The organism is Rhodococcus sp. NPDC078407 (genome assembly GCF_044542515.1).
In the GTDB taxonomy this organism is placed as follows: domain Bacteria; phylum Actinomycetota; class Actinomycetes; order Mycobacteriales; family Mycobacteriaceae; genus Rhodococcoides.
Genome location: NZ_JBITUQ010000021.1, coordinates 80,965 through 103,349 on the forward strand (window position 1 = coordinate 80,965; position 22,385 = coordinate 103,349).

At 65.9% G+C, this 22,385-nt stretch carries 17 protein-coding genes; 9 read left to right on the top strand and 8 right to left on the bottom strand.

The window, feature by feature from the left end:
- Positions 1-94: 94 nt before the first annotated feature.
- The 3 genes from ACIGGF_RS19455 to ACIGGF_RS19465 all read left to right on the top strand — a co-directional run bounded on the left by ACIGGF_RS19455 (position 95) and on the right by ACIGGF_RS19465 (position 3,860).
- Complete coding sequence (locus tag ACIGGF_RS19455; RefSeq protein WP_397522794.1) at positions 95-1,207, top strand: glycosyltransferase; 1,113 nt, start codon at positions 95-97, stop codon at positions 1,205-1,207.
- Between the two features lie 21 nt (positions 1,208-1,228).
- Positions 1,229-1,879, top strand: coding sequence for a DUF1707 domain-containing protein (locus tag ACIGGF_RS19460; protein ID WP_397522795.1), 651 nt, complete (start codon positions 1,229-1,231; stop codon positions 1,877-1,879).
- A gap of 79 nt (positions 1,880-1,958) precedes the next feature.
- Positions 1,959-3,860: a DUF2339 domain-containing protein gene (locus ACIGGF_RS19465; RefSeq protein ID WP_397522796.1), complete on the top strand. Its 1,902-nt coding sequence runs from the start codon at positions 1,959-1,961 to the stop codon at positions 3,858-3,860.
- Between the two features lie 117 nt (positions 3,861-3,977).
- Here ACIGGF_RS19465 and ACIGGF_RS19470 read toward each other — a convergent pair whose 3' ends face one another.
- From ACIGGF_RS19470 to trmB, 4 genes are all read right to left on the bottom strand, one after another.
- Positions 3,978-6,131: an MMPL family transporter gene (locus ACIGGF_RS19470; RefSeq protein WP_397522797.1), complete on the bottom strand. Its 2,154-nt coding sequence runs from the start codon at positions 6,129-6,131 to the stop codon at positions 3,978-3,980.
- Between the two features lie 164 nt (positions 6,132-6,295).
- A complete protein-coding gene (locus ACIGGF_RS19475) occupies positions 6,296-9,367 on the bottom strand; it encodes an MMPL family transporter (protein WP_397522798.1) in 3,072 nt (1,023 codons plus the stop codon).
- The gene (locus tag ACIGGF_RS19480) at positions 9,368-10,054 is read right to left on the bottom strand and encodes an NYN domain-containing protein (RefSeq protein ID WP_397522819.1); all 687 of its coding nucleotides are present in this window, start codon (positions 10,052-10,054) and stop codon (positions 9,368-9,370) included.
- 14 nt (positions 10,055-10,068) lie between these two features.
- Positions 10,069-10,827: a tRNA (guanosine(46)-N7)-methyltransferase TrmB gene (trmB, locus tag ACIGGF_RS19485; protein ID WP_397522799.1), complete on the bottom strand. Its 759-nt coding sequence runs from the start codon at positions 10,825-10,827 to the stop codon at positions 10,069-10,071.
- Positions 10,828-11,037: 210 nt separating this feature from the next.
- Between trmB and ACIGGF_RS19490 the strand changes: the two genes are divergently transcribed.
- The 4 genes from ACIGGF_RS19490 to ACIGGF_RS19505 all read left to right on the top strand — a co-directional run bounded on the left by ACIGGF_RS19490 (position 11,038) and on the right by ACIGGF_RS19505 (position 16,031).
- Positions 11,038-12,078, top strand: a complete 1,041-nt coding sequence (locus tag ACIGGF_RS19490) for a hypothetical protein (protein WP_397522800.1) — start codon at positions 11,038-11,040, stop codon at positions 12,076-12,078.
- Positions 12,079-12,095: 17 nt separating this feature from the next.
- On the top strand, positions 12,096-13,553 hold the full coding sequence (locus tag ACIGGF_RS19495) for a hypothetical protein (RefSeq protein ID WP_397522801.1): 1,458 nt from the start codon (positions 12,096-12,098) through the stop codon (positions 13,551-13,553).
- A 33-nt stretch (positions 13,554-13,586) separates the two neighbouring features.
- Positions 13,587-13,892, top strand: coding sequence for a DUF6802 family protein (locus ACIGGF_RS19500; protein WP_397522802.1), 306 nt, complete (start codon positions 13,587-13,589; stop codon positions 13,890-13,892).
- Between the two features lie 309 nt (positions 13,893-14,201).
- A complete protein-coding gene (locus tag ACIGGF_RS19505; protein WP_397522803.1) occupies positions 14,202-16,031 on the top strand; it encodes a phosphoenolpyruvate carboxykinase (GTP) in 1,830 nt (609 codons plus the stop codon).
- 67 nt (positions 16,032-16,098) lie between these two features.
- Here ACIGGF_RS19505 and ACIGGF_RS19510 read toward each other — a convergent pair whose 3' ends face one another.
- A complete protein-coding gene (locus ACIGGF_RS19510) occupies positions 16,099-16,977 on the bottom strand; it encodes an ROK family protein (RefSeq protein ID WP_397522804.1) in 879 nt (292 codons plus the stop codon).
- 9 nt (positions 16,978-16,986) lie between these two features.
- Positions 16,987-17,826, bottom strand: coding sequence for a class I SAM-dependent methyltransferase (locus tag ACIGGF_RS19515; protein WP_397522805.1), 840 nt, complete (start codon positions 17,824-17,826; stop codon positions 16,987-16,989).
- Positions 17,827-17,896: 70 nt separating this feature from the next.
- Between ACIGGF_RS19515 and ACIGGF_RS19520 the strand changes: the two genes are divergently transcribed.
- The gene (locus tag ACIGGF_RS19520; protein ID WP_397522820.1) at positions 17,897-19,117 is read left to right on the top strand and encodes a glycosyltransferase family 4 protein; all 1,221 of its coding nucleotides are present in this window, start codon (positions 17,897-17,899) and stop codon (positions 19,115-19,117) included.
- On the opposite strand, the gene ACIGGF_RS19525 is transcribed toward ACIGGF_RS19520, so the two are convergent.
- On the bottom strand, positions 19,064-20,800 hold the full coding sequence (locus tag ACIGGF_RS19525; protein ID WP_397522806.1) for a hypothetical protein: 1,737 nt from the start codon (positions 20,798-20,800) through the stop codon (positions 19,064-19,066). The genes ACIGGF_RS19520 and ACIGGF_RS19525 overlap by 54 nt on opposite strands.
- Positions 20,801-20,825: 25 nt before the next feature.
- Between ACIGGF_RS19525 and ACIGGF_RS19530 the strand changes: the two genes are divergently transcribed.
- Positions 20,826-22,064 carry a polysaccharide biosynthesis protein gene (locus ACIGGF_RS19530; protein WP_397522807.1) on the top strand — a complete coding sequence of 413 codons (1,239 nt, stop codon included), beginning with the start codon at positions 20,826-20,828 and terminating at the stop codon, positions 22,062-22,064.
- On the opposite strand, the gene ACIGGF_RS19535 is transcribed toward ACIGGF_RS19530, so the two are convergent.
- Positions 22,016-22,252, bottom strand: coding sequence for a phosphotransferase family protein (locus ACIGGF_RS19535; RefSeq protein WP_397522808.1), 237 nt, complete (start codon positions 22,250-22,252; stop codon positions 22,016-22,018). The genes ACIGGF_RS19530 and ACIGGF_RS19535 overlap by 49 nt on opposite strands.
- Between the last annotated feature and the right edge of the window lie 133 nt (positions 22,253-22,385).

The following is a 22,385-nucleotide window of genomic DNA, read 5'->3' on the forward strand; positions in this document are numbered from 1 at the left end:
CTGGTAGTGATCCCCACACTGGAGTTCGGCGAGGGTTCGGCCACTGTCCATCGCTGCGGCACCCGGTGGACGTCGGGATGGGAAGACTGAACGGGTGCGCATCGTCCAAGTGGCAAACTTCTACGGCCCGCGGTCCGGCGGTCTGCGCACGGCCGTCGACCAGCTCGGAGCGGGGTACGTCGCGGACGGTCACGAGGTGACCCTGATCGTGCCGGGAGATCGCGGAAGCGAGATGCTGCTGCCGTCGGGGGTGGTGCGCATCGAGGTGCCAGCACCGCAGATCCCGTTCACCGGCGGATATCGGGTGGCCGATCCACGTCGGATGTCCTCGGTGGCGGCCGGACTGCGACCCGACGTCATCGAGGTGTCGGACCGCCTGACGCTGCGCGGCATGGGTGCCTGGGCCGCGCGCCGCGACGTTCGCAGCGTGATGATCTCCCACGAACGCCTGGACCGCCTGCTCGCGCAGACGATGCCGATGCGCTGCGCCCGTCCGATCGCGGACCTCGCCAATCGCCGCACCGCCGACCAGTACGACGCCGTGGTGTGCACCACCGAGTTCGCGCAACAGGAATTCGACCGCATCGGCGTTCGCAACGTGCACCGAGTGCCGCTCGGCGTGGATCTCGACCTCTTCCACCCGCGTCGTCGGCGTGCGGACGAACGATCCGCGTGGCTCGGCAGCGCCGATCGGCTGCTCGTGCACTGCGGTCGACTGTCGGTGGAAAAGCACGTCGAGCGAAGTATCGACGCGCTTGCTGCACTCTGCGATGCGGGTACGCGTGCACGGCTGATCATCGCCGGCGACGGCCCACGACGGGCCGGTCTCGAACGGCGCGCCCGCGGTCTACCCGTCGACTTCCTCGGTTTCGTCGACGGCCGATCGACCGTCGCGGCCCTGCTGGCCTCGGCCGACATCGCGCTGGCACCCGGACCGCACGAGACGTTCGGGCTCGCTGCGCTGGAATCGCTCGCCGCGGGCACCCCCGTTGTCGTCTCCGAGACCTCGGCGCTGGCGCAGATCGTCACCCCGCACTGCGGCGGATCGTCGAAGAACACCGCCGACGGATTTGCCGCCGAAATCCAACGAGTACTCGAACTGCCCGTCGACGGCCGCCGCGTCGCCTCCAGGCTGCGCGCCGAACAGTTCGGTTGGCCCGCGTCGGTGTCCGGAATGCTGTCGGTTCTCGGCGGTCGCGCGGCCTGAAATCTTCGCTACCCTGAATCCATGGAGGCAAGGGATCTGCGAGTGTCCGATGCCGAACGTGAACACGTCGGAGAGCTCCTGCAGCGCGCCGTGGGCCAGGGCATGCTGTCGCTCGGCGAGTTCACCGAGCGAATGGACACCGCATTGGCGTCGAAGACCCGCGGTGAGTTGAACTCGGTTCTCGCCGACCTACCCGGGATGCAGATCGCCGAGGAACATCGCCCGGCACCGAAACCCTTCGCCGCACCCACCCCGCAACCGGCCCCGCGTCGCGTCGTTCAGGAGCATTGGGGGCACGGCGGCGGAGCGTCGGACACATTGCGCGGCACCATGTCCACAGTCACCCGCAAGGGACCCTGGAACGTGCCGCCGAGCCTGCGCGTCGCCACCCGCATGTCCACGGTGACACTCGATTTCACCCAGGCGGTCATGTCGACGCAGGTGGTCGAAATACACGTCGACGACTACTGCAGCACCGTGACATTGATCGTGCCGACCGAGGCGACCGTCGATCTCAACCGGGTCGAGACAGTGGCGGGTAGCGCTACCAACAAGGTCCGCACCGGTCCGCCGTACGGTCCGCTGCATCTCGTCGTCTCGGGCAAGGTCCGCCTAGGTTCGGTGACCGCCAAGCATCCCTTCGGTAGCTCGATTCGTCGAATGTTCGGCTAGCTGTCCCCGCTGTTCTACTCGAGGGATCCGAGTAGCACTACTCACGCTTTTCGCCCGCAACGCTCGCAGTATCTATCCCATGACTTCTTCCCAGAACTCCGGGCTGGATCCGCAACTCGTCGCGCGATTGGCCAGCCGCTTCGATTCCCTGGGCGACCACATGCGTCAGGTGGCCGTCGATCTGCAGAATCTGCAATCACAACTCGGTACCGCGAGCACTGCCCCTCGTCAGGCCGCTGCGTCGACCCCAGCTGCTCCTGGCCCTGCTGTGCCGCATTTCGTTCAGCCTTCCGTTCCGCCGCAGAACTACGGGCCGCCGATGTATCGGGCAATGGGTCAGCCGGCGGGTCGGGCATCGGCTCCGACGCAGCCTGCCGCTCCGTACCCGACACCACCCAGGGGACCGGTCGTCGCGCCTCGCCCGCCGGCCCCGCCTCGCGAACCGTGGTGGCAGCGCGACGGGGTCATCAGCCGTCTCTTGGCCGTCGCCGGTGCAGGCGTCACGCTCGTCGGGGTCGTGATGCTGCTGGTGCTCGCGGCACAGGCCGGGTGGTTCGGCCCACCACTACGAGTGGCTGCGGGAGCGGCGTTCTCGCTCGCGCTCGTCGGTGCCGGTGTCCGCGTGTTCGGGCGCTCCGGTGGACGCGTCGGCGGAATTGCTCTCGCTGCCACCGGGATCGCGGGCCTGTATCTCGACGTGCTGGCGACGTCCGTCCTGTACGGCTGGCTCGACCCTGTCATCGGGCTCATCGTGGCATTCGGAATTGCTGCTGCCGGAACGGCTCTGGCGGTGCAGTGGAAGTCGCAGCCGATGGCAGTGTTGATACTGGCCGGTGTTGCGGTGTGCGGCCCGGTACTCACCGACGGACTCACCCTGTCGCTGATCGCGTTCTTCATCGCAACCTACGTCGCCGGCTTCCCCGCCCAGATCGGCCGGAATTGGCCACTGTTGCAGGTTGTTCGGACCGTTCCCCTCGTCGGTGCGGTGTTGGCAGCGATCGCGAGTGCTGACCTGTCCGGATCCACCGGCGATCTCTGGCTACTCTTGGTCGTAGTGTCGGTGGCCGCCTTCGGCATCGGCATGTCGCTGGAGTTGTTGCGTCGCAACGTCTCCGATGTGGTCGCGACGGTGATGATCGCTCTCACATCCTTGCCGGTGCTGGTGTCCGCGACCATCTTCGATCGCTCGGCGACCATCGCTGTTCAGCTGGTCCTTGCTGCGGCAGCACTGGCGATCGTGATCCTGGTGAGCTGGTTGCCCGCCCACGCCCGCATCACCGTCGCGGTGATCAGTGCGCTGGCCACGCTGCAGGCCGCAGTCGAGTCGACGACCCTCGATATCCGTCCGGTAGTGCTGTTCGCCGTCGCCCTCGCTCTGCTCGCGGTGGCCCACAGCACCCGCTCGACACTTGCGTACCTGATCGGCAGCGGATTCGGTGTGATCGGTGCGCTGATGTTCGTCTCTGTCTGCCCGCCGCGTGCCCTGCTGGACTCGGATTTCGCTGTCGGCAATGCGGGCATCGTCACCGGTGGAATCCTGCTCGCAGCAACGGCGTTCGCTTTCGTATACGTGCTGGCCGAACTGAAACTGGTCGACGACGGTATGCAGACCCTCGCCATCGTTTCCGGAGTGCTCGCGCTCTACGGTCTGACGGCGGCAACGGTGACACTCGGCATCGGAATCGGTGGCGATACAACAGGATTCACTGCGGGTCACACCGCGGCAACCATCGAGTGGATGATCGCGGCCTTCGCGCTCCTGGCCTTCGGTCTGCGCAGCGCCGCGCACGCTCATCTGGCCCTGCTGGCCGGACTGTCCTTGACCGCTGCAGCCATTGCGAAACTGTTCCTCTTCGACCTCGTTGCCCTGGACGGACTCTTCCGGGTCATCGCCTTCATTGCAGTGGGACTGATGCTGCTGATCGCCGGCACCCGATACGCCAAGGTGTTCGCGGACAGGGAGAGTGCGGCTGTCTCCTGACCCCCGCTGCGTCAATGGACCACTGCATACGTCTCGACGGTGCAGTGGTTCATTCACGCACCTACGCGGTCTGCGTCGATGGCACATTGCATGCGTCTGGGCCGTGCAGTGGTTCATTCACGCGTCATGGGGAGCAGCATCGCCGAGTCCGAGCTTTCGCTGCATACGCTTCATGCCGGCCGGCGCCCACCAGCTGGCGTCGCCGAGCAGTTTCATGGTGGCGGGCACGAGGAACATTCGGATGACGGTGGCGTCGATGATGAGGGCGGCGATCATGCCGTAGGCGATGTATTTCATCATCACCAGATCGGAGAACGCGAATGCTCCGGTGACGACGATGAGGATCAGGGCCGCGGCGGTGATGATCCGTCCGGTGTGGGCCGTACCGATGTGGATGGCTTCGCTTGTGCTGGAACCTTTTTCCCGGGCTTCGACCATCCGGGACAGGAGGAACACCTCGTAGTCGGTGGAAAGCCCGAACACGATTGCCGCGATCAGCAGCAGGATCATCGCCATGATCGGCCCGGGTGTGAAGTTCATCCACCCGGCCCCGTGACCGTCGATGAAGATCCACGTCAGGATGCCCATGGTGGACCCGAGCCCGAGTGTCGTCATCAGTACCGCCTTGATCGGCAGTACCAGAGATCCGAACGTCAGGAACATCAGCACGGTCACGACGAGGACGACCAGCACCGCCATCAGCGGTAGACGGTCGACGATGGCATCGATCGAATCTCGTTCGATTGCAGGCGTTCCCGTGACCTGCATCGTCGTACCGTCGGGAGTGTCGATGCTGCGGAGGAATTCGATGGCGGATGCGCTGCTGTTGCGGTCGATCAACCCGGCCTTGAAGACAATGATGCCGTCTTTGCTGGCACCGACCGGGGTGAACTGCTCGATCAGGCCGGGCGCGTTGTTCGCCTGCGTGGTGATCGCCCCGAGTGTGGCACCCTGCGCGTTCTCGATGACGAGTTTGATGGGCTCGGTGCGTTGGCCGGGGAACAACTCGTCGAACTGTTCCTGCGCCACTCGCGTCGGATTGTCCGGTGGCAGATACGTTTCGTTGATTCCGCCGAAGGCGAGATTGCCGATGGGCAACGTCAGAACCAGAAGTCCGAGAACGATGGTGACGACCACCTTGATGGGATTGCGCATCACCCAGTGCGTTAGCTTGCCCCACTTGCCGTTCTCGATCTCCTCCGAGGACTTGGTTTTGCGCATGAACTTCAGGCCGAGTGCATCGACGCGAGGGCCGAGGACGGACAGAATGGCCGGCAGGATGGTGATCGCGTTGAGCGCCGCGAGAGCAACGGTGGCAATGGAACCCAGTGCAACCGACCGCAGGAACCCGTGCGGAAACAGGAGCAGTCCACCGAGACACGCGACGATGATGGTGGCCGAGAACGCCACTGTGCGACCGGCTGTCATGACTGTTCGACGGATGGCATCGGTCGTCGACCTGCCGTCGCCGAGTTCCTCACGAAAACGCGAGACGACGAACAGTCCGTAGTCGATGGCCAAACCCAGCCCCACCAGCGACACCACCGGTGCGACGAACGTGTTGACCTCGGTGACGTGGGTGAACAGCTTCACGATGCCGTTGGCTCCGATGACCGTCAGCGCGCCGACGACGAGGGGGAGCGCGGCTGCGACGACGCCACCGAAAACGAAGAACAGCAGCACCGCGACGGCGGGGATGGCGAGCACTTCCATGCGGTGGATGTCGTCGGTCATCGTCGACTGCAGGGAGGCAGCCACCGCCTGTTGTCCGGCGACCTGCACGTCGATGCCGTCGATGTAGAAGGCATCTCGGACGGCCTGGAAATTCTCGGTCAGCTCCGTGTCGTTCGCACCGACGATCGCGATGCTGGCGATCGCATGCTGCTTGTCGGCGGTGCCGAGAGCTGGGAGCACGGGGGCTTCGGCAGTGCGGAAGTAACTACCGTTGATTCTCGCGATGCGGTCCGGGTGGTCGGCCACCAGCGAATCGAGATTCCGAGTGATCGCTGCGCCGAACAAGGGATCGTCGACGGTCGAGCCCTCCGGGGCGGTGTAGAGGACGATCACGTCGCCCTGGGTGTCGCGCCCGAACGTGTCGTTCGCGAGATCGCTGGCTGCGGCCGACTGCGACGTCGGATCGTCGAAACCGCTCTGACTCAGATGCTCCGGTAGATCCCAGCCATAGGCGGCCAGGATCGCCAGCCCGGCCACCATGATCCCCAGAACGCTGTACCGAAGACGGTGGACGAAGCTTCCCCATCGAACGAACACGTGTGTGTAACTCCCCCTCGGTGCACGCGGCGTCACCGCCCCGCGAGTGAACGCCGCCCCAGTACAAGGCAGGAGTGTAGCTTGCGTAACGACCAGGGGGGCAGGCGTGCAGCCTGAGCAACGACCTGTCGAGGTGGGTTGCCTACAGGTGGGTCACGTCTCGATCAGCGTGAACGGTTGCGTTCCCTGGCGAGCAATTCGCTGACGCTGAGGACCTGTCCGTTCTCGCCGCCGCGATGACGGCCGCTGTCGCCACCTTCGGTGGTCGGCGCAGCCCGCCGACCCGAGGGCCTCGGAGACTCGGACTCGTGGTGCTCGGACCCGTTGCTGCCGTTGCGCTCGGCCCCGTTGCTGCCATTGCGCTCGGCCCCATTGGTGCTGCGGTGCTCGGACCCGTTGCTGCTGCGACCATTTCGGGCAGACCCGTTCTGTGCCGACCCGTTCTGTCCCGACCCGTTCTGTTCCGATCCATTATGTGCGGACCCGTTCTGTCCCGACCCGATTGTTGCCGAGGCGTCGTCGCTGCGGCCGTTGTTGTTCGCGCCGTTGACGGGCGCGCTGGGTCGACTCGGCGGCGAGGCGCTGGGCGCTCGCAGATCTGCCAGCCAACTCTCGATCGACCGTGAATCCGGTTCCTCTGCTCGGGGTGCGCGAGCGGGGCGAGTGCGGCTGGGTGGCGAGACCGGTGAACGCGGTGCACTCGGAGGCTGAGCCGACGAGGGAGCGGCTATCGGATCGACCGGGGGCACAGGGCGAACCACCTCTGCGGCCTGTGTCGGTTCCGGTTCGACGGCCGGACGTGGGGGTGTCTGCCGACCCGGGCTCATACGAGGAGCTTGCTGCGCCGGGGGCGCGGCCGGAGTGGGCTCGGGTGGTGTTGCCGGACGCCCCGTGACGCTGCGCCTGGACTCTTCTTTCGCGGCGTGGGTGGCCCGAATGGGTCCCGAACCATGCGGTGCGACAACAGGAATGGGCTCGGTGAGTGGTTCGCTGCGGCGCGGTGCCGGACGGAGCGGCGGGGCGACCGTGGTGGACGGCGCGCCCCCGGCGAGGGCGAGTTCGGGCACGTCCGCGATGGGGAGCAGTTCGTCCTCGAGAATCGTTTCGCCCAGTCCGAGCTTCTGCTGAATCTTCTTCATCCACTGCGGGGCCCACCAGCAGTCGTCGCCGAGCAGTTTCATCGTGGCGGGCACGAGGAACATTCGAATCAGCGTCGCGTCGATGATGAGGGCGGCGATCATGCCGTAGGCGATGTACTTCATCATCACCAGATCGGAGAAGGCGAACGCCCCGGTGACGACGATGAGGATCAGGGCGGCGGCGGTGATGATGCGTCCGGTATGCGAGGTTCCGATGCGGATGGCTTCGCTTGTGCTGGCACCCTTTTCGCGTGCTTCGACCATTCGGGAGAGCAGGAATACCTCGTAGTCGGTGGACAACCCGAACACGATCGAGATGATCAACACCAAGACCGGAGCCATGATGGGGCCAGGGGTGAAGTTCATCAGCCCAGCACCGTTGCCGTCGATGAAGATCCACGTCAGGATGCCCATGGTGGCACCGAGGCCGAGGACGGTCATGAGCACCGCCTTGATCGGCAACACCAACGATCCGAACGTCAGGAACATCAGCAGTGTCACGATGAACACCACCAGGACGGCCATCAACGGCAGTTTGTCGATGAGTGCGCTGATCGAGTCCTGCTCGATGGCGGGTGTGCCGCCGACCAGTACCGTTGCTCCCTCCGGCACGTCGATGCTGCGCAGGAAGTCGATCGCGGGCTTGGAGTCGTTGCGATCGACCAGTCCGGCCTTGAAGACGATGATGCCGTCCTTGCTGGCACCGACCGGGGAGAAGGGCTCGACGAGCCCGGGAGCGTTGTTGGCCTGAGTGGTGATCGCGGCAAGAGTGGGCCCCTGCGCGTCCTCGATGACGAGCTTGATGGGCTCTGTCCGCTGGCCGGGGAAGAGCGAATCGAACTCGCCCTGCGCTTCACGGGTGACGTTGTCGGGAGGCAGGTAGGTCTCGTTGATGCCACCGAACTTGATGTTGCCGACGGGCAGTGTCAGGAGCACCAGTCCGAGCACGATGGGAATGGTGACCTTGACGGGGTTTCGCATCACCCAGCGGGTGAGCTTGCCCCACATGCCGTTCTCGATCTCTTCGCTCGACTTGGTCTTGCGCATGAACTTCAGACCGAGTGCGTCGACTCGTGGGCCGAGGATCGCCAGCATTGCGGGCAGGATGGTGATGGCCGTCAGCGCTGCGAGCGCGACGGTGGCGATGGACCCGTAGGCGACGGATTTGAGGAAGCCTTGCGGGAACAGCAGGAGGCCGCCGAGCGAGGCGACGATCATCGTCGCGGAGAACACCACGGTTCGGCCGGCTGTCATGACGGTGCGACGCACGGCCTGTGGTGTCGAGTAGCCGTCGCCCAGCTCTTCTCGGAATCTCGACACGATGAACAACCCGTAGTCGATGGCCAATCCGAGGCCCACGAGTGAGACCACCGGCGCGACGAACGAGTTGACCTCGGTGAAGTTGGTGAACACCTTGACGATGCCGTTGGCCCCGACGACCGTCAGGCCACCGATGATCAGAGGAAGCGCGGCTGCGACGACGCCGCCGAAGATGAAGAACAACAGCACCGCGACGGCGGGGATGGCGAGCAGCTCCATGCGCTGGATGTCGCCGGCCATCGTCGACTGCAGTGCGCCTGCGACGGCCTGTAGGCCGGTGACCTGGACGTCGACGCCGTCGATGTAGAAGGCGTCCTTGACGGCCTGGTAATTGTTGGTCAGCTCGGTGTCGTTGGCTCCCTCGATGGCGACGCTGGCGATGGCGTTCTGCTTGTCGGTGGTGCCGAGCGCGGCGAGGTTCGGAGCGGTCGCCGTCCGAAAGTAGCTGCCGTTGACCTTCTCGATCTGGCCCGGATGGTCGGCGGCGAGTGAGTCGAGATTGGCGATGATCTTGGATTGGAACTCGGGGTCGTCGATCGTCGATCCCTCGGGCGCGGTGTACAGCAGGATGACGTCACCCTGCTTGTCGCGACCGAACGTCGTATCCGCCAGACGGGCAGCCTGGGCCGATTCCGAGGTCGGATCGTCCCATCCACTCTGACTGAGATGGCTGTTGAGATCGAGCCCATAGGCAGCGAAGCCCAGCAGTCCGGCCACCATGACACCGATAACGGTGTACCGCAGCCGGTAGACGATGTCTCCCCATCTGGCGAACACTTAAGAAACTCCTTGGCGCCCGACGAGCAGGGCGGACAGCGGTCGGAAGGGCTGCAGCCACGCGCCCTCGTCGGGGAGGGAATCGAGACTCACCCGTGGCAGTGGCTCACGGAAGACGCCCGGAATATCCTCGAGATCGAGAAATTCCAGGATGTCCGACGTGACAGCCCAGCTTGCGTGCTCCCGGAAGCCCAGTATCTGGACGGGCACTCCGGTTGCTGCGATGGCCTCCAGCGGTCCTTTGAACGCTTGACCGTCGGCGGACGCGACCATGACCCCGGCGAGGCCGCCGTCACGGTTGCGGAAGTCGATGTGGTCGAGCATGTCGGCGTCGACATCACTGTCTTCGTCGACCTTGGGCTTGGCGAACACCGCAAAGCCCACGTTACGCAATGCTTCGACCCAGGGGCGGACGACGTCGGCGCTGCCGGGTGCAATGTTGGTGAACACCGTTGCCTCGGGCTCGAGGTTCGCGGTGCCCGAGGTGGACAGCTCGGCGGTGCGGCTGAGCAGCCAACGGCCCAGCGCATCGAACCGTGGACGGTAGGCGGCGGTGGGTCTGCCACCCAGAATTGCGCCCAGACCCATGTCCAGGTTGGGTGCGTCCCAGACCAGCAGGACGCGCTTGCTGTGGCGCGATTCACCGATGGAGCCGAGTTCGGAGGGGTCGACCACGGTGTCGGGCATGTCTGTACTGACGCTCATGCTGTCTTCTTTCCCCAGATCAATTCCGTCACCGAGCTGCCGACCTGCTGTGCCTTGCCCTCGAACTTGGTCACCGGCCGCTCGTGTGTCATCGGCGATTCCCAATCGAGAACGGTCAAGCCGGGTTCGGCGTTCCCGGCCTCGGCAATCCACTCAGCGTATTCGGCATGATCGGTGGCCACGTGCAGAACGCCGCCCGGCTTCAGACGATCGGCGATCATCGCGAACGTCGGGCCCTGTAGGAGACGACGCTTGTGGTGGCGCACCTTGGGCCAGGGATCGGGGAAGAAGACACGAACGCCGGTCAAGGACTCCGACGACAGCATGTTCTCGAGCACGTCCATCGCGTCACCGCGCAGTAACCGGATGTTCTCGATGCCTTCTCGCTCGATCTGCTGCAGAGTCTGCGCCAGGCCGGGACGGTAGACCTCGACGGCCATGAGGTTGACGTGCGGCTCCGCGGTGGCCATCGCCGTAGTGGCGGTTCCGGTTCCCGACCCGATCTCGAGAATCGCCGGACCGCCGCGGCCGAACCAGGCGTCGATGTCGATCTGCTCGTCGGCGACGTCGCGGCCGATCCGCGGCCACAGACTGTCCCAGGTGCTCTGCTGAGCGTCGGTCAGCGCCCCGCGCCGAGAGCGGAAGCTCGTCACTCGCGGGTACAGCCGTGAGCCCCGTTCCTGGGTGCGCACTGCGTTCTCCTCGGTGTCGACAGAGGTGTCCTGGGGCTCGTTCACCTGTCCATTGTCGCGCATCGGCGGGGCGTGTGACAGGTGGGTCTCGAGTTGAAGTTGAGACTTCTTGCTCTACCGCTGATCAGGGACGGAATGAACCCCACGAATTACAACGGTGCAATTCCCTTCGACGGGCTGTACGACGCCTTCCTGTGCCAGAATCGGTGCCGCAGCAGGGGGCTGTTGGCCGCGTCCGGGGAGTAGACGACGGGCGTTCTGGGGGGAGCGAAGATGAGCGAGGCAAGTCTGGGCCGACTACGTGACCACACCGTTGCGAGCTCGAGCGAAGTATCGATCGACGACGACGCGCGAGAGGCCGTCGACGTCGCGGTGGGGTCTCGGCTCAGGCCTTTGACCGTTCGCGTAACGGGCCGCCCCGGAGTGGGGAAGTCCGCGATAGTCGCCGTGCTCGAGTCGACGCGTCTCGACGCGGACGGCCTCGATGTTCGAGTGCGCGAGGACGGTGTGGTCGACAGCGCCGAGTCCGATGTTCTCGTCTTCGTTATCGCCGGCGGCGTATCGCCGGTCGACACTGCTTTCCTCGGTACTTCTTCCGCGGGCGCACGGGACGGCACCGTCGTCGTACTCACCAAAGCGGACACTCTCGACGATCCTGCGGTAGCGGCCACGGCGGCCTCGGAACAGCTCACGCGGACGGTGGTGCCGGTGATGGGTTCCATTGCAGCGGGTCTGCGCAGCAAGGGCGTGACCCTGGTCTTGGCCGACGTGCGCGCCGTCGCTGCGAGTGAGGTCGGCTCGGCAGACCTGCTCACCGTGGATCGATTCTTCGCCGCCGACATCGCGCTCTCCACGCGGCGCAGAGAAGCGCTGATCGAGTCCATCGAACTGCGGGGCGTGGCCCTGCTCGTGGACATGTTGCGACAGCGGACCGACGCGTCCGACGGTGATGCGCTGCGCGAACTGGCCGAGGCCTCCGGTGTGGCTCCGATGCTGGCCGCGGTGGCGACGGCCGTGTCGGCGGCGGCAGCGAGCCGCGACGCTGACCTGCACCGGAATCTGCAGCAGATCGCCGCTCGACATCGGAAGGTGCGCGGTGCCGTCGAGTTGTACCTGGCGTCCGACGAGGCAGTGGCTGCGGACATGCGGTGTGCAGCGCTGAGCTTGGGGATCCCGATCGAGACCGGTTCGCAGCAGGTCGTAGAGGAGCAGGTAGCTCTGTGGAAGCAGCGCGCGACCGCGGCCGGTGATGCGGACGTGCGTCGCTCGGCACTCGCGCTGTGTCGGGGTTACGTGCGGATGCTGCCGCGATGACGCCGCTGTCGGAGGACATGAAAAGTATTCTCCGGCGCTGGAATTCGGATGCTCTCGACACGATTGCACTGGCGCGGGAATCTCGACCCGCCGGGGTTCATCTCACGGGCACGGCCGGGTCGGGGAAGTCCGAACTGCGCCGAGAGCTCTCCCGGTTCCGGGGCATCGAATTCACGGATTCGGCAGCAGATTCGGCCGTCGTACTGATCGTCGTCGACGCGTCGGCTCCGATCGGTCGTGTCGACGTAGAGCAATGGCGTCGGGCACTCGAATCCACGCCGGTCGTGTTCGTGGTGAACAAGATCGACGTGCACAGGCGCTGGCGTGAGGTGGTTGTCACTGACGGTGACGTCGTTGCCGAATATGTTCCGCGCGCGGTGGAGTGCAGTTTTCACCCGACCTCGGTCCGGCTGGCGCGGGCGGGGCGAGAAAGTGACGACGCGGCGCTGTGGACCGAATCGGGCCTGGGGGCTGTGGCGGATCGGCTCGAAGTGCTGCTGCTGGGCTCCGCGGCTCTCGGAGCGCAGCGCAAATATGTTGCAGCGGTGCAGCATTGCGCATCCGAAGCAAGGTCGACGATCGTCGCGAAGGCTCGCGCAGTGAACGGGGGGAGCGAGTCCGCACCGCTTCGAGCGCGGCGAGCCGCGCTCGTCGGGGAACGGGAGAACCTTGGTGGTGATCGGCGTGCGCTGTTGCGCAACCGGATTCAGCGGGTCCGGGTGGAGACACTCCATGCCGCGGGTGAAGATGTGCGCGAACTCGGCGTCGGGTTGAGACAGTCGATCGATCGGGCCCGCCGGCCGGAGCTGAAGCATCTCCCCGCGCATGTCGCCGAGTCCGTTCTCGGTGCGCGCAGTCGGGCGCACGCGGCGCTGACCGCGGGCCTGCGAGCAGTGGAGTCCGATCTGGGGATCACCTCGACGACGACCCAGTCGAACGTGGGAGATGCACCGCTCGACATAGGGGCACCGTCTCGGCGTCGCGGCATCGAAGACGCCATCATGATTGTGGTCGGGGCCTCGGCGGGTGTGGGTCTCGGGCGCTTGGTGGTGTCCCCGCTGGCGCTGATGCCGGCATGGACGGTGCTCAGCACCGTGATCACTCTCGTTCTCGGCGGGGCCCTCGCATGGTGGTTGACGCGCTCGCGGTCGTTGTTGGCCGATCGGGCACACGCACGGGGTTGGACGCAGGAATCCCTGGCCCGGGTCAAATCTGTGGTGGAACAGCAGATGCTCTCCCGCATTCTCGAAGCAGAATCCGCTCTGGCGGCTGCCGTCGCGGACGCGGATCGGGACGCCGCCGCCCGAATAGACGCCGAGCTTGCCGAGGTGGACGTCGAGTTGCGCAGACTCGCCGACCATCGATCGACGCTGTTGTCTGCATGCGATCGTGATCTGTTCGTACTCGAGCGGGGGCTCGAGCGATTCCAAGTACCTGTGGAACCGTTCGATGTGTTGGTGCGTCGAAGTCGGTAGGTGCAGGTCGGGCGGACAGAGGTGGGGGCGGCGATGATCGCGGTGGAGGGTTTCGCAGCGGATGGGTTTCCGATGGAGGACGTGGCACAAGACGAGCTCGACGGCGCGGATGCGTCCCGCGTCTCGGCGGACCTCTTCGACCTCGATGCAGACGGCCACTACGAGACATCCGTGCGGCACAGCGACGCCGGGATCACGGTGGCGACCGACGTCGACGGGGATGGTGTGACAGATAAGTTCACCGCCGTCGGACGTGACGGGCAATACCGAACCTGGGAAATTTTTCGGGAGGCGAACGGTATCGGCCGGGGTGAAATGACCGAATCAGGAGAGCTGTAGCGCGACTGGGTGCACCGAACATCGCCCCTGCTCACAGCCTTCTTGCGCGAATCTTTCCTGTTCTGAATCGGTCTTGTGACCAATCGGACAACACCCTGTTTCTGGATTCAGGTCGCTCGGCGTTAACCTGGTGATCAGGACACCCGGCGCTCGGTCCTCGGCTTGCCGTACCCAGTAACATGGTGTACTGCAGCTCGAACGGCCGAGCAGCGCCCCGCCGAGAGGGGAAAACCGAGATCTACTCGTGCGCGCTTGCCCACAGCGATCGTGCGGATTCTTCCCGGTTCCGGCTAACCCCAGGAGAGTTAGATGACCTCAGCCACCATTCCCGGTTTGAGCAGCACAGACAATGTGCCGACTCGACACAAAGAACTGCTTGCCTGGGTAGCCCAGGTAGCCGAACTGACCGAACCGGATTCCGTGGTGTTCGCTGACGGATCCGACGCCGAATGGGAGCGCCTGACCGACAAGCTGGTCGAGGCGGGAACGTTCACCCGTCTGAACGACGAGAAGAAGCCCAATTCGTTCCTCGGCAACTCCGACCCGTCGGACGTCGCCCGCGTCGAATCGCGTACGTACATCTGTTCCAAGGAACAGATCGACGCCGGTCCCACCAACAACTGGATGGATCCGTCCGAGATGCGGACGTTGATGACCGATCTGTACCGCGGCTGCATGCGCGGTCGGACGATGTACGTCGTGCCGTTCTGCATGGGACCGTTGGACGCTACCGACCCCAAGCTGGGCGTCGAGCTCACCGACTCCGAGTACGTCGTCATCTCCATGCGGGTGATGACCCGCATGGGCCAGGCCGCACTGGACAAGATCGGCGAGGACGGGTTCTACGTCAAGGCGCTGCACTCGCTCGGTGCACCGCTCGCCGAGGGTCAGGCCGACGTACCGTGGCCGTGCAACGACACCAAATACATCACCCACTTCCCCGAGGACCGCGAGATCTGGAGCTTCGGCTCCGGTTACGGCGGCAACGCGCTGCTGGGTAAGAAGTGCTACTCGCTGCGTATCGCGTCGGCCATGGCCCACGACGAGGGCTGGCTCGCCGAGCACATGCTGATCCTCAAGCTGATCTCCCCCGAGGACAAGGCTTACTACATCGCCGCGGCATTCCCGTCCGCATGCGGCAAGACGAACCTCGCGATGATCCAGCCGACCATCCCGGGATGGCGCGCCGAGACCGTCGGTGACGACATTGCGTGGATGCGCTTCGGCGAGGACGGCCGCCTGTACGCGGTCAACCCGGAGTTCGGTTTCTTCGGCGTCGCGCCCGGCACCAACTGGGACTCGAACCCGAACGCGATGAAGACTATCGATCAGGGCAACTCGGTGTTCACCAACGTCGGTCTCACCGACGACGGAGACGTGTGGTGGGAAGGCCTCGAAGGCAAGCCCGATCACCTGATCGACTGGAAGGGCAACGACTGGACGCCCGAGTCCGGAACCGATGCCGCTCATCCCAATTCGCGGTACTGCGTGCCGATGGCTCAGTGCCCGTCGATGGCTCCCGAGTGGGACGATCCGAAGGGTGTGCCGATCTCGGCCATCCTGTTCGGTGGACGTCGCAAGACCACCGTTCCGTTGGTGACCGAGGCTCGCGACTGGCAGCACGGAGTGTTCATGGGAGCCACCGTCGGCTCCGAGCAGACCGCCGCCGCCGAGGGCACCGTCGGTACCGTTCGACGCGACCCGATGGCGATGTTGCCGTTCCTCGGCTACAACGTGGGCGACTACTTCCAGCACTGGATCGACCTCGGCAAGAACGCCGACGAGTCCAAGCTGCCGAAGGTGTTCTACGTCAACTGGTTCCGCCGCGGCGACGACAAGCGCTTCCTGTGGCCCGGATTCGGTGAGAACTCGCGCGTGCTCAAGTGGATCGTCGAGCGCATCGAGCACAAGGCCGCGGGCACCGAGACGCCGATCGGTGTCGTTCCCACCGCCGATGCCCTCGATATCGACGGCCTCGACACCACCGTCGACGACGTGGCCGAGGCGCTAGCAGTGAACACCGACGAGTGGAAGGCCGAAATCCCCTTGATCCAGGAGTGGTTCGACTTCGTCGGCGAGAAGCTGCCCACCGGAATTCAGGACGAATTCGACGCCCTCAAGCAGCGTTTGGGCGCGTAGTATTCACGACACGGAACGGGGCTCACCGAGGGGTGGGCCCCGTTCTGGCTTTCCGGGACGCAAGATCTCAGGCAGTGAGTGCTGCTGCGCCGTGCAGGGTGCCGAGACCGCCCAGAGCGGCGGGTACCACCTGGAGGCCTTCGAGGAATTTCAATCGGGCGTGTAGTCCGATCGACTCCTGAATCGGATTCCACAGCGGCGGGCCGGCCTGAGCGAAGCCGCCCCCGATCACCACCATCCGCACATCGGTCAGCGCGACGGCAGAGGCAATTGCCTGACCCAGGGCCACGCCGGCGCGCTGCAGCGCGGTGGTGGCGCGCGTTTCGCCTGCGGCGGCGTCTGCGGCCAATTCGACACCGGTACTCCCCGGCCAGCCCTGCTCGCGCGCCCATCGCACCGCCGACGGCCCGCTCGAGACGGTCTCGACGCAGCCGATACCGCCGCAGGCACAGGGGGTCGTGGAGCCCGGTACGACGATGTGGCCGATGTGACCGGCATTGCCGCTGGCACCGGCGACGATCTTCCCGCCCAACACCAACCCACCGCCGATGCCGGTGGACACCACCAGACTCAGCACGTCCGGTACCCCGACGGCGGCACCGAAACGGTGCTCGCCCAATGCCGCTGCGCTGCCGTCCATCGCGAGTCGGATGTCGGCGTCGGGGAAGAGTTTGTCGATGTGATCGCGTAGGCCGAAGCCGTTCTTCCACTCCTCGATGTTGATCGGTGCAACCGACCCGGTCTCGAGATTCACCGGCCCGGAGCAGGCGACGCCGATGCGGTCGATGTGCTGCCCAGGAGCAATCTTGCGAAGCAACGACGCGCACGCCGGCCACACCCCGGACTCCGGGGTGGGCATCGTCACCGGCTTCTCGGGCCGCCCGTCGTCGCCGACGAGCGCCGCCGTCATCTTGGTGCCGCCGATGTCGAGTGCGAGTGCCGTCATCGATCCAGACTAGGCGCCGGGAGTGGAGCCCGCGGAATGACCTTGTGGATCAGTGGAGCCTGCGGAATGACCCATCGGAGATTCGCTTGGTTTCAGGACGAGCACCAGGTTGCTCCCGAAGAACTCGCGGAGTATCGGCACGCGCATCATCCACCATGCCCAACGCGGGTGGTACCGCGGAAAGGCCGCCAGCAGCGTCGCGTTGGGAGTGCTTCGCGCCCAACGTAATCCGTCTGCAGCGCTGATGTCGAACAGTGATTCGCCGAAGCGGTTCTTCGGTTCGTGCCCGGTGGTGCGGGTGTAGCGGCGGGCAGCGTACTCGCCGCCGAGATAGTGCCAGGGCCGAGTCTCGTGGCCACCGAACGGGCCGAACCAGATCGTGTACGACAGCACGGTCAACCCGCCGGGCTTGGTCACTCGCAGCATCTCCTCGGCCATGGTCCACGGCTCGCGCACGTGCTCGGCGACGTTCGACGAGAAGCAGATGTCGACGCTGTCGTCCCGGAACGGCAGTGCCATGCCGGAGCCGCGCACCGAACCGGGGATCTGCAGTCCCGCCGCATGCATTTCGGAGGCGTCGGGTTCGACGGGTAGGTAGCGCGCACAGCTCGCCCCGAATACCTCGGCGAAATAGCCGGGTCCACCGCCCACGTCCAGCACCGTGGCCGCAGCCATATCGGTGCCGGTCAGGCCTCGGTGCAGGTCGCCGATCAGCTCGACGGAATCGCGTGCGAGGGCCCCGTAGAAGATGTCGGGAGCGCTCTGTTCGTGGCCGAAGTCCTTCAGCAGACTCACCGAGCGGCGCAGGGTCGCGCGGGAGGCGAACAGACGTGTCACGGCGGAAGTCACGAAAACGAACCCTAGCGGTTACTGTGGCAGCGGTAATCGACGAGCATGCGGAAATTGGGTGAAGCGAGCTGTGCGCGAGGTTCTGTTGCTGTGCTGGCGCGATACCGGGCACCCGCAGGGCGGCGGCAGCGAGCGATACCTCGAGCAGGTGGGCGCAGGTCTGGCTCGACGCGGCGTCCGCGTCACGCTGAGGACGGCGTCGTATCCCGGTGCTCCCGCTGAGGAGATCGTCGACGGCATTCGCATCAGTCGCGGTGGTGGCCGCCTGTCGGTATATCCCCGCGCGCTGGCTGCCATTGCTGCCGGGCGGCTCGGATTCGGCCCGCTCAAAGGCATTGCACCCGACGCGGTGATCGACACCCAGAACGGCATTCCCTTCTTCTCACGCGCCGCGCTCGGTGTGCCGGTGACGCTGCTGGTGCATCACTGTCATCGCGAGCAGTGGCCGGTCGCCGGTCCCATGATGGCCAAGCTCGGTTGGTGGCTGGAATCGACGGTGTCTCCCCGGGTCCACCGCCGCAACCAGTATCTGACGGTGTCGCTACCGTCCGCGGACGAGTTGGTGGCCCTGGGTGTCGACCGCGAGCGCATCGCCGTGGTGCGCAACGGAGCCGACGAGATCCCGCCATCGGTCCCCGAGGGTGACGACAGCACCCGCACCCCCCACCCGTCGCTCACGGTGTTGTCTCGGTTGGTTCCGCACAAGCAGATCGAGGACGCTCTCGACGTCGTCGCCGCACTGAGGGGCCGGATACCGAACATCCACCTCGACGTCATCGGCGGCGGTTGGTGGGAGCAGAACCTGCGCGACTACGTGGGCGAACTCGGGATCGAGCAGTACGTCACCTTCCACGGGCACGTCGACGAGGATCGCAAGCACGAGCTGCTCGGCCGTTCGTGGGTGCATGTGATGCCCTCGCGCAAGGAGGGATGGGGTCTCGCGGTCGTCGAATCAGCTCAGCACGGCGTGCCTACCGTCGGCTATCGAAGTTCCAAAGGCCTCACCGATTCCATCATCGACGGCGTCACCGGTGTTCTGGTGGGCGGGGATTCCGACGGCGAAGAGGATCGGGACGTCGCCGGTCTGACCGCTGCCGTGTCGGAACTGCTGCAGGACGCCGAAGCCCGAACCCGTCTGGGTGAAAAGGCGCGAGTGCGCGCAGCGGAATTCTCCTGGGAACAGTGCGCCGAAGGTGTCTATTCGGTGCTCGACGCGACGACGCAGGGCGGGTGGTTGTCAGGGCTGGTGGGTGCGCCGCGCTCGGATGCGGCCCAGCAGTCCTACCGCTAGTCCCCCGAGAAGCAGCAGTGCCCAGGCCAGGTGGGCGATGGCGACGGCCGTGGTCGAGCGACTGTCGGTGGATGCCGGATCGGGTACGCGGTAGAGCGTCAGGTGCTCGTCGGAGTACACGATGTCCAGCGGCTCGAGTGTTTGCGCGGAAGAGCCGAGTTCGCCGGGGGTGGTGTTCTCCACCAACACCCAGCCGACACCCAGATCCGCGATCACGTCCGAGGGTTCGCCCGCGAGCAAAGCGTTCTCGACTGCGGTGGCGCGGGTCCCCTCGCCTCGCACCGTGCCGCCCGCGACGATGAGCTCACCGGTCTGCAGTACGTCCAGTGGCAGCATGCGCGGGGCCGGATCCAGGACCGGGGCCGTGCCGCTGTAGGGAAAGCGGCGGAACATGCCGGCGGGTAGTACGGCAACGTCACCGTTCTGACCATCAAGTTCGGCCGAGACCGCCTGCCACGATGCTGGGTACGCCACCGGCTTTAGCGCGTTGCCGACGCCCCAGGCCAGGTCCGGCAACGCGATCAGCAGGGCCAGGATCGCAACGGCGCTGCCGAATCGGGTGCGCTGGACCGCGCTCAGCGCGGCTGGTCGCACCGGATTCGCTCGACGCCGGGGAGAAAACGCAGCCGCAGCGGCCAACGCGTACATCGGCATCGCCAACGCAACCCATTTCTGGGAGTCGCGAAGCAGACCGGCACCCGGGACGGTCTCACCCACGGCGCGGGCGACGGCCAACCCCGGTCCCGTTGCTGCCAACGCAGGGACCGCAATGGCAAGCAGGGCAACGACACCGAGACCCACGATCACCGGGTTCCGTCGACGCCTCATCAACGGCCGCACCCCCAACGCAACCACCGCAAGCAGTAACGCAGTGCCCATCGCAGCGAAAAGGCCGGTGCGAGAAGCGGGTACAGCATCCGAATTCCAGATACCGCCCAGGCCGGCCAACGAGCCGAACGTACCCAGGCTCGGCTCCGCACGCGCCGCAAATGCGGCCCACCCAGCTGGATCCGCCTGCTCGACGCCACTGCCGGACACCGCCGTCGCCACCAGCCACGGTGCCGATGCCACCGCCGCCAGCCCGAGGGTGCCGACCACGCGCAGGCCGCGTCGGGCACCCCCGGGGAGGGCGAGCACCACCAAAGCGATGGTTGCGGCGAGCAACGAACCGGTGGGCGTGAGCCCGGCAGCGGCGAGACACGCTGCGAGGGCCCACCAGGAACGGCCCTGCCTGACCGCGAGTGCAGCGACCACCGTCCATGGGAGGGCTGCGTATCCGACGAGCAGACTCCAATGACCCTGGAGCAGGCGCTCGGCGACGTACGGGTTCCACACGGCCACCGTCGACGCGACGAGCAGGGCGGGCAGTGGAGCCGTCGGCAACACCGCACGAGCCATGACCGCCGCGCCCCAGCCGGCCATCCACAATGCGAGCAGCAGGATTGTCTTGACGACCAGGCCACCGTCGAACACCGTCGACAATGCAGCGATAGCGGCGTCCTGCGGGACGGCCCGCGCCGCCGCGTCGGCGATTCCCCAGGCGGAGTCGGTGAAGTAGGAACGGGGAGTGCTCACGGCGTCGCGCAGCAGGAGATACCCGGGGCCGAGAAGTGGTCCGAGAATCACGACGGCGAGCAGCAGGCTGTACAGCGGCGGCGTCCAGCTCGACCTCGACGACGCCATGATCGGCACCCTATACCGTGGGCACATGTCTTTCCGCGCCTCGTCCGAGGCAGACCACACAGCGGGCGCGTCGGTCGCCGGGATGGGGATGGTGACGGCGGGTTCGATGTTCGCGAACGTTGCGGCGTATCTGCTGCAGGTGCTCGCGAGTCGGATGCTCGGTGTCGAGGGCTACGGAGAATTCGCGAGTCTGCTTGCCGCGCAACTGGTTCTCGCGGTTCCGGCGTTGGCGTTGCAGTCCGTCGTCGCCCGGGAAGTGGTGCGCGGTCGCAGTTCTCGGGAATTGCGGACCGTCGGGTACCGGTGTGCCGCGGTGGTGGGTGTGTTGGCGGTGGCGCTTGCTCCCGCTCTGTCCGCTGCCATGGACGTCTCGATGGCGGCGACGCTGTCGGCGGTCATCGCGGCACCGGTGCTGGTGCTGTTGGCCGCCGAACAGGGCTTGTTGCAGGGACGTGGGCGATTCGGGGCTCTGAGTGTCGTCCTGGCTGCAGCCGGTTTCGGCAAGGTCGCACCGGCAGTGGTGGTGTTGGTGCTCGGCGGTGGTCCGGGTTCGGTTCTGCTGGCCACGGCCGCGGGCATCGGGGCGGTCGCCTTGGGTGCCCGGTTGACTGCCGGGGTGCCGGTGAACTCGGTGTCGGAAACAAAGGTCACCGTTCTGGCCGTGCTGCAGGCCTCGCAGGTGCAGTTGGTGTTGATTGCGATGTCGGCGCTGGACTTGGTGCTCGCCCGGGCTCTGCTCAGCTCGAACGAGGCCGGGTTGTACGCAGTCGGGGCCGTTGCGTCCAAGGCGGCCTTCTGGTTACCGCAGGCCGTAGGGGTGGTGCTGTATCCGCGAATGGCGAACCCGCTGCATTCTGCGTCTGCGGTGCGATCGGCGCTGAGTGTCGTCGCCGGTCTGGGCACGGTATTGGTCATCGGCGGGGCGTTGGCGTCGCCGCTGCTGCCGTTGGTGGTCGGTGACACGTATTCGGGTGTGCAGAACTATGTCTGGCTGTTCGTACTGCAGGGTGCATGTCTGGCCGTGCTGCAGAGCGCGCTGCTGTGGGCCATTGCCGGTGAGCGCACCCACCTCGCCTTCGTGGCGTGGTTCGCCCTCGCCGCCGAGGTGCTGTTACTGCTGTTCGTGGCGTCGACACTCGCTCAATTCGTCACCGTCGCTGCCGTCACCGCGGCGGTCACGATGGTGGTCGTGTGTGCACTGGTGCTGCGCGGAGATCAACGGGGGGCCGGACGCATGAAGTCCCGCACCAAGGACTTGGCGTAATCGGGTTTGGCGGGACCTGCCGGCAGATCGTAGTGGGGCTGATCGACGCGCGCCTCGTCCCAGTCGATCAACACACAGCGGCCGCGCTCGTCGATGATCGCATTCTCCGCACTCGGATCGCCATGAACCACGCACGTCGGGGATGGTGTTCGGGCACCTCGCCAAGCGTCGACCATCTGCTCGGCCACACCACATTCTGCGCGATGCCTCGTCTCCGCATAGACCAGTGGCGGGGGGGGGGGGGGGGGCCCCCCCCCCCCCCCCCCCCCCCCCCCCCCCCCCCCCCGCCGCCCGGGGGGGGGGGGGGGGGGGGTGGGGGGA

Coding starts and splice junctions, on each gene's coding strand:
- ACIGGF_RS19460 (WP_397522795.1), top strand. CDS start 1,229: ATGGAGGCAAGGGATCTGCGAGTGTCCGATGCCGAACGTGAACACGTC.
- ACIGGF_RS19465 (WP_397522796.1), top strand. CDS start 1,959: ATGACTTCTTCCCAGAACTCCGGGCTGGATCCGCAACTCGTCGCGCGA.
- ACIGGF_RS19480 (WP_397522819.1), bottom strand. CDS start 10,054: ATGCCCGACACCGTGGTCGACCCCTCCGAACTCGGCTCCATCGGTGAA.
- trmB (WP_397522799.1), bottom strand. CDS start 10,827: ATGCGCGACAATGGACAGGTGAACGAGCCCCAGGACACCTCTGTCGAC.
- ACIGGF_RS19490 (WP_397522800.1), top strand. CDS start 11,038: ATGAGCGAGGCAAGTCTGGGCCGACTACGTGACCACACCGTTGCGAGC.
- ACIGGF_RS19495 (WP_397522801.1), top strand. CDS start 12,096: ATGAAAAGTATTCTCCGGCGCTGGAATTCGGATGCTCTCGACACGATT.
- ACIGGF_RS19500 (WP_397522802.1), top strand. CDS start 13,587: ATGATCGCGGTGGAGGGTTTCGCAGCGGATGGGTTTCCGATGGAGGAC.
- ACIGGF_RS19505 (WP_397522803.1), top strand. CDS start 14,202: ATGACCTCAGCCACCATTCCCGGTTTGAGCAGCACAGACAATGTGCCG.
- ACIGGF_RS19510 (WP_397522804.1), bottom strand. CDS start 16,977: ATGACGGCACTCGCACTCGACATCGGCGGCACCAAGATGACGGCGGCG.
- ACIGGF_RS19525 (WP_397522806.1), bottom strand. CDS start 20,800: ATGGCGTCGTCGAGGTCGAGCTGGACGCCGCCGCTGTACAGCCTGCTG.
- ACIGGF_RS19530 (WP_397522807.1), top strand. CDS start 20,826: ATGTCTTTCCGCGCCTCGTCCGAGGCAGACCACACAGCGGGCGCGTCG.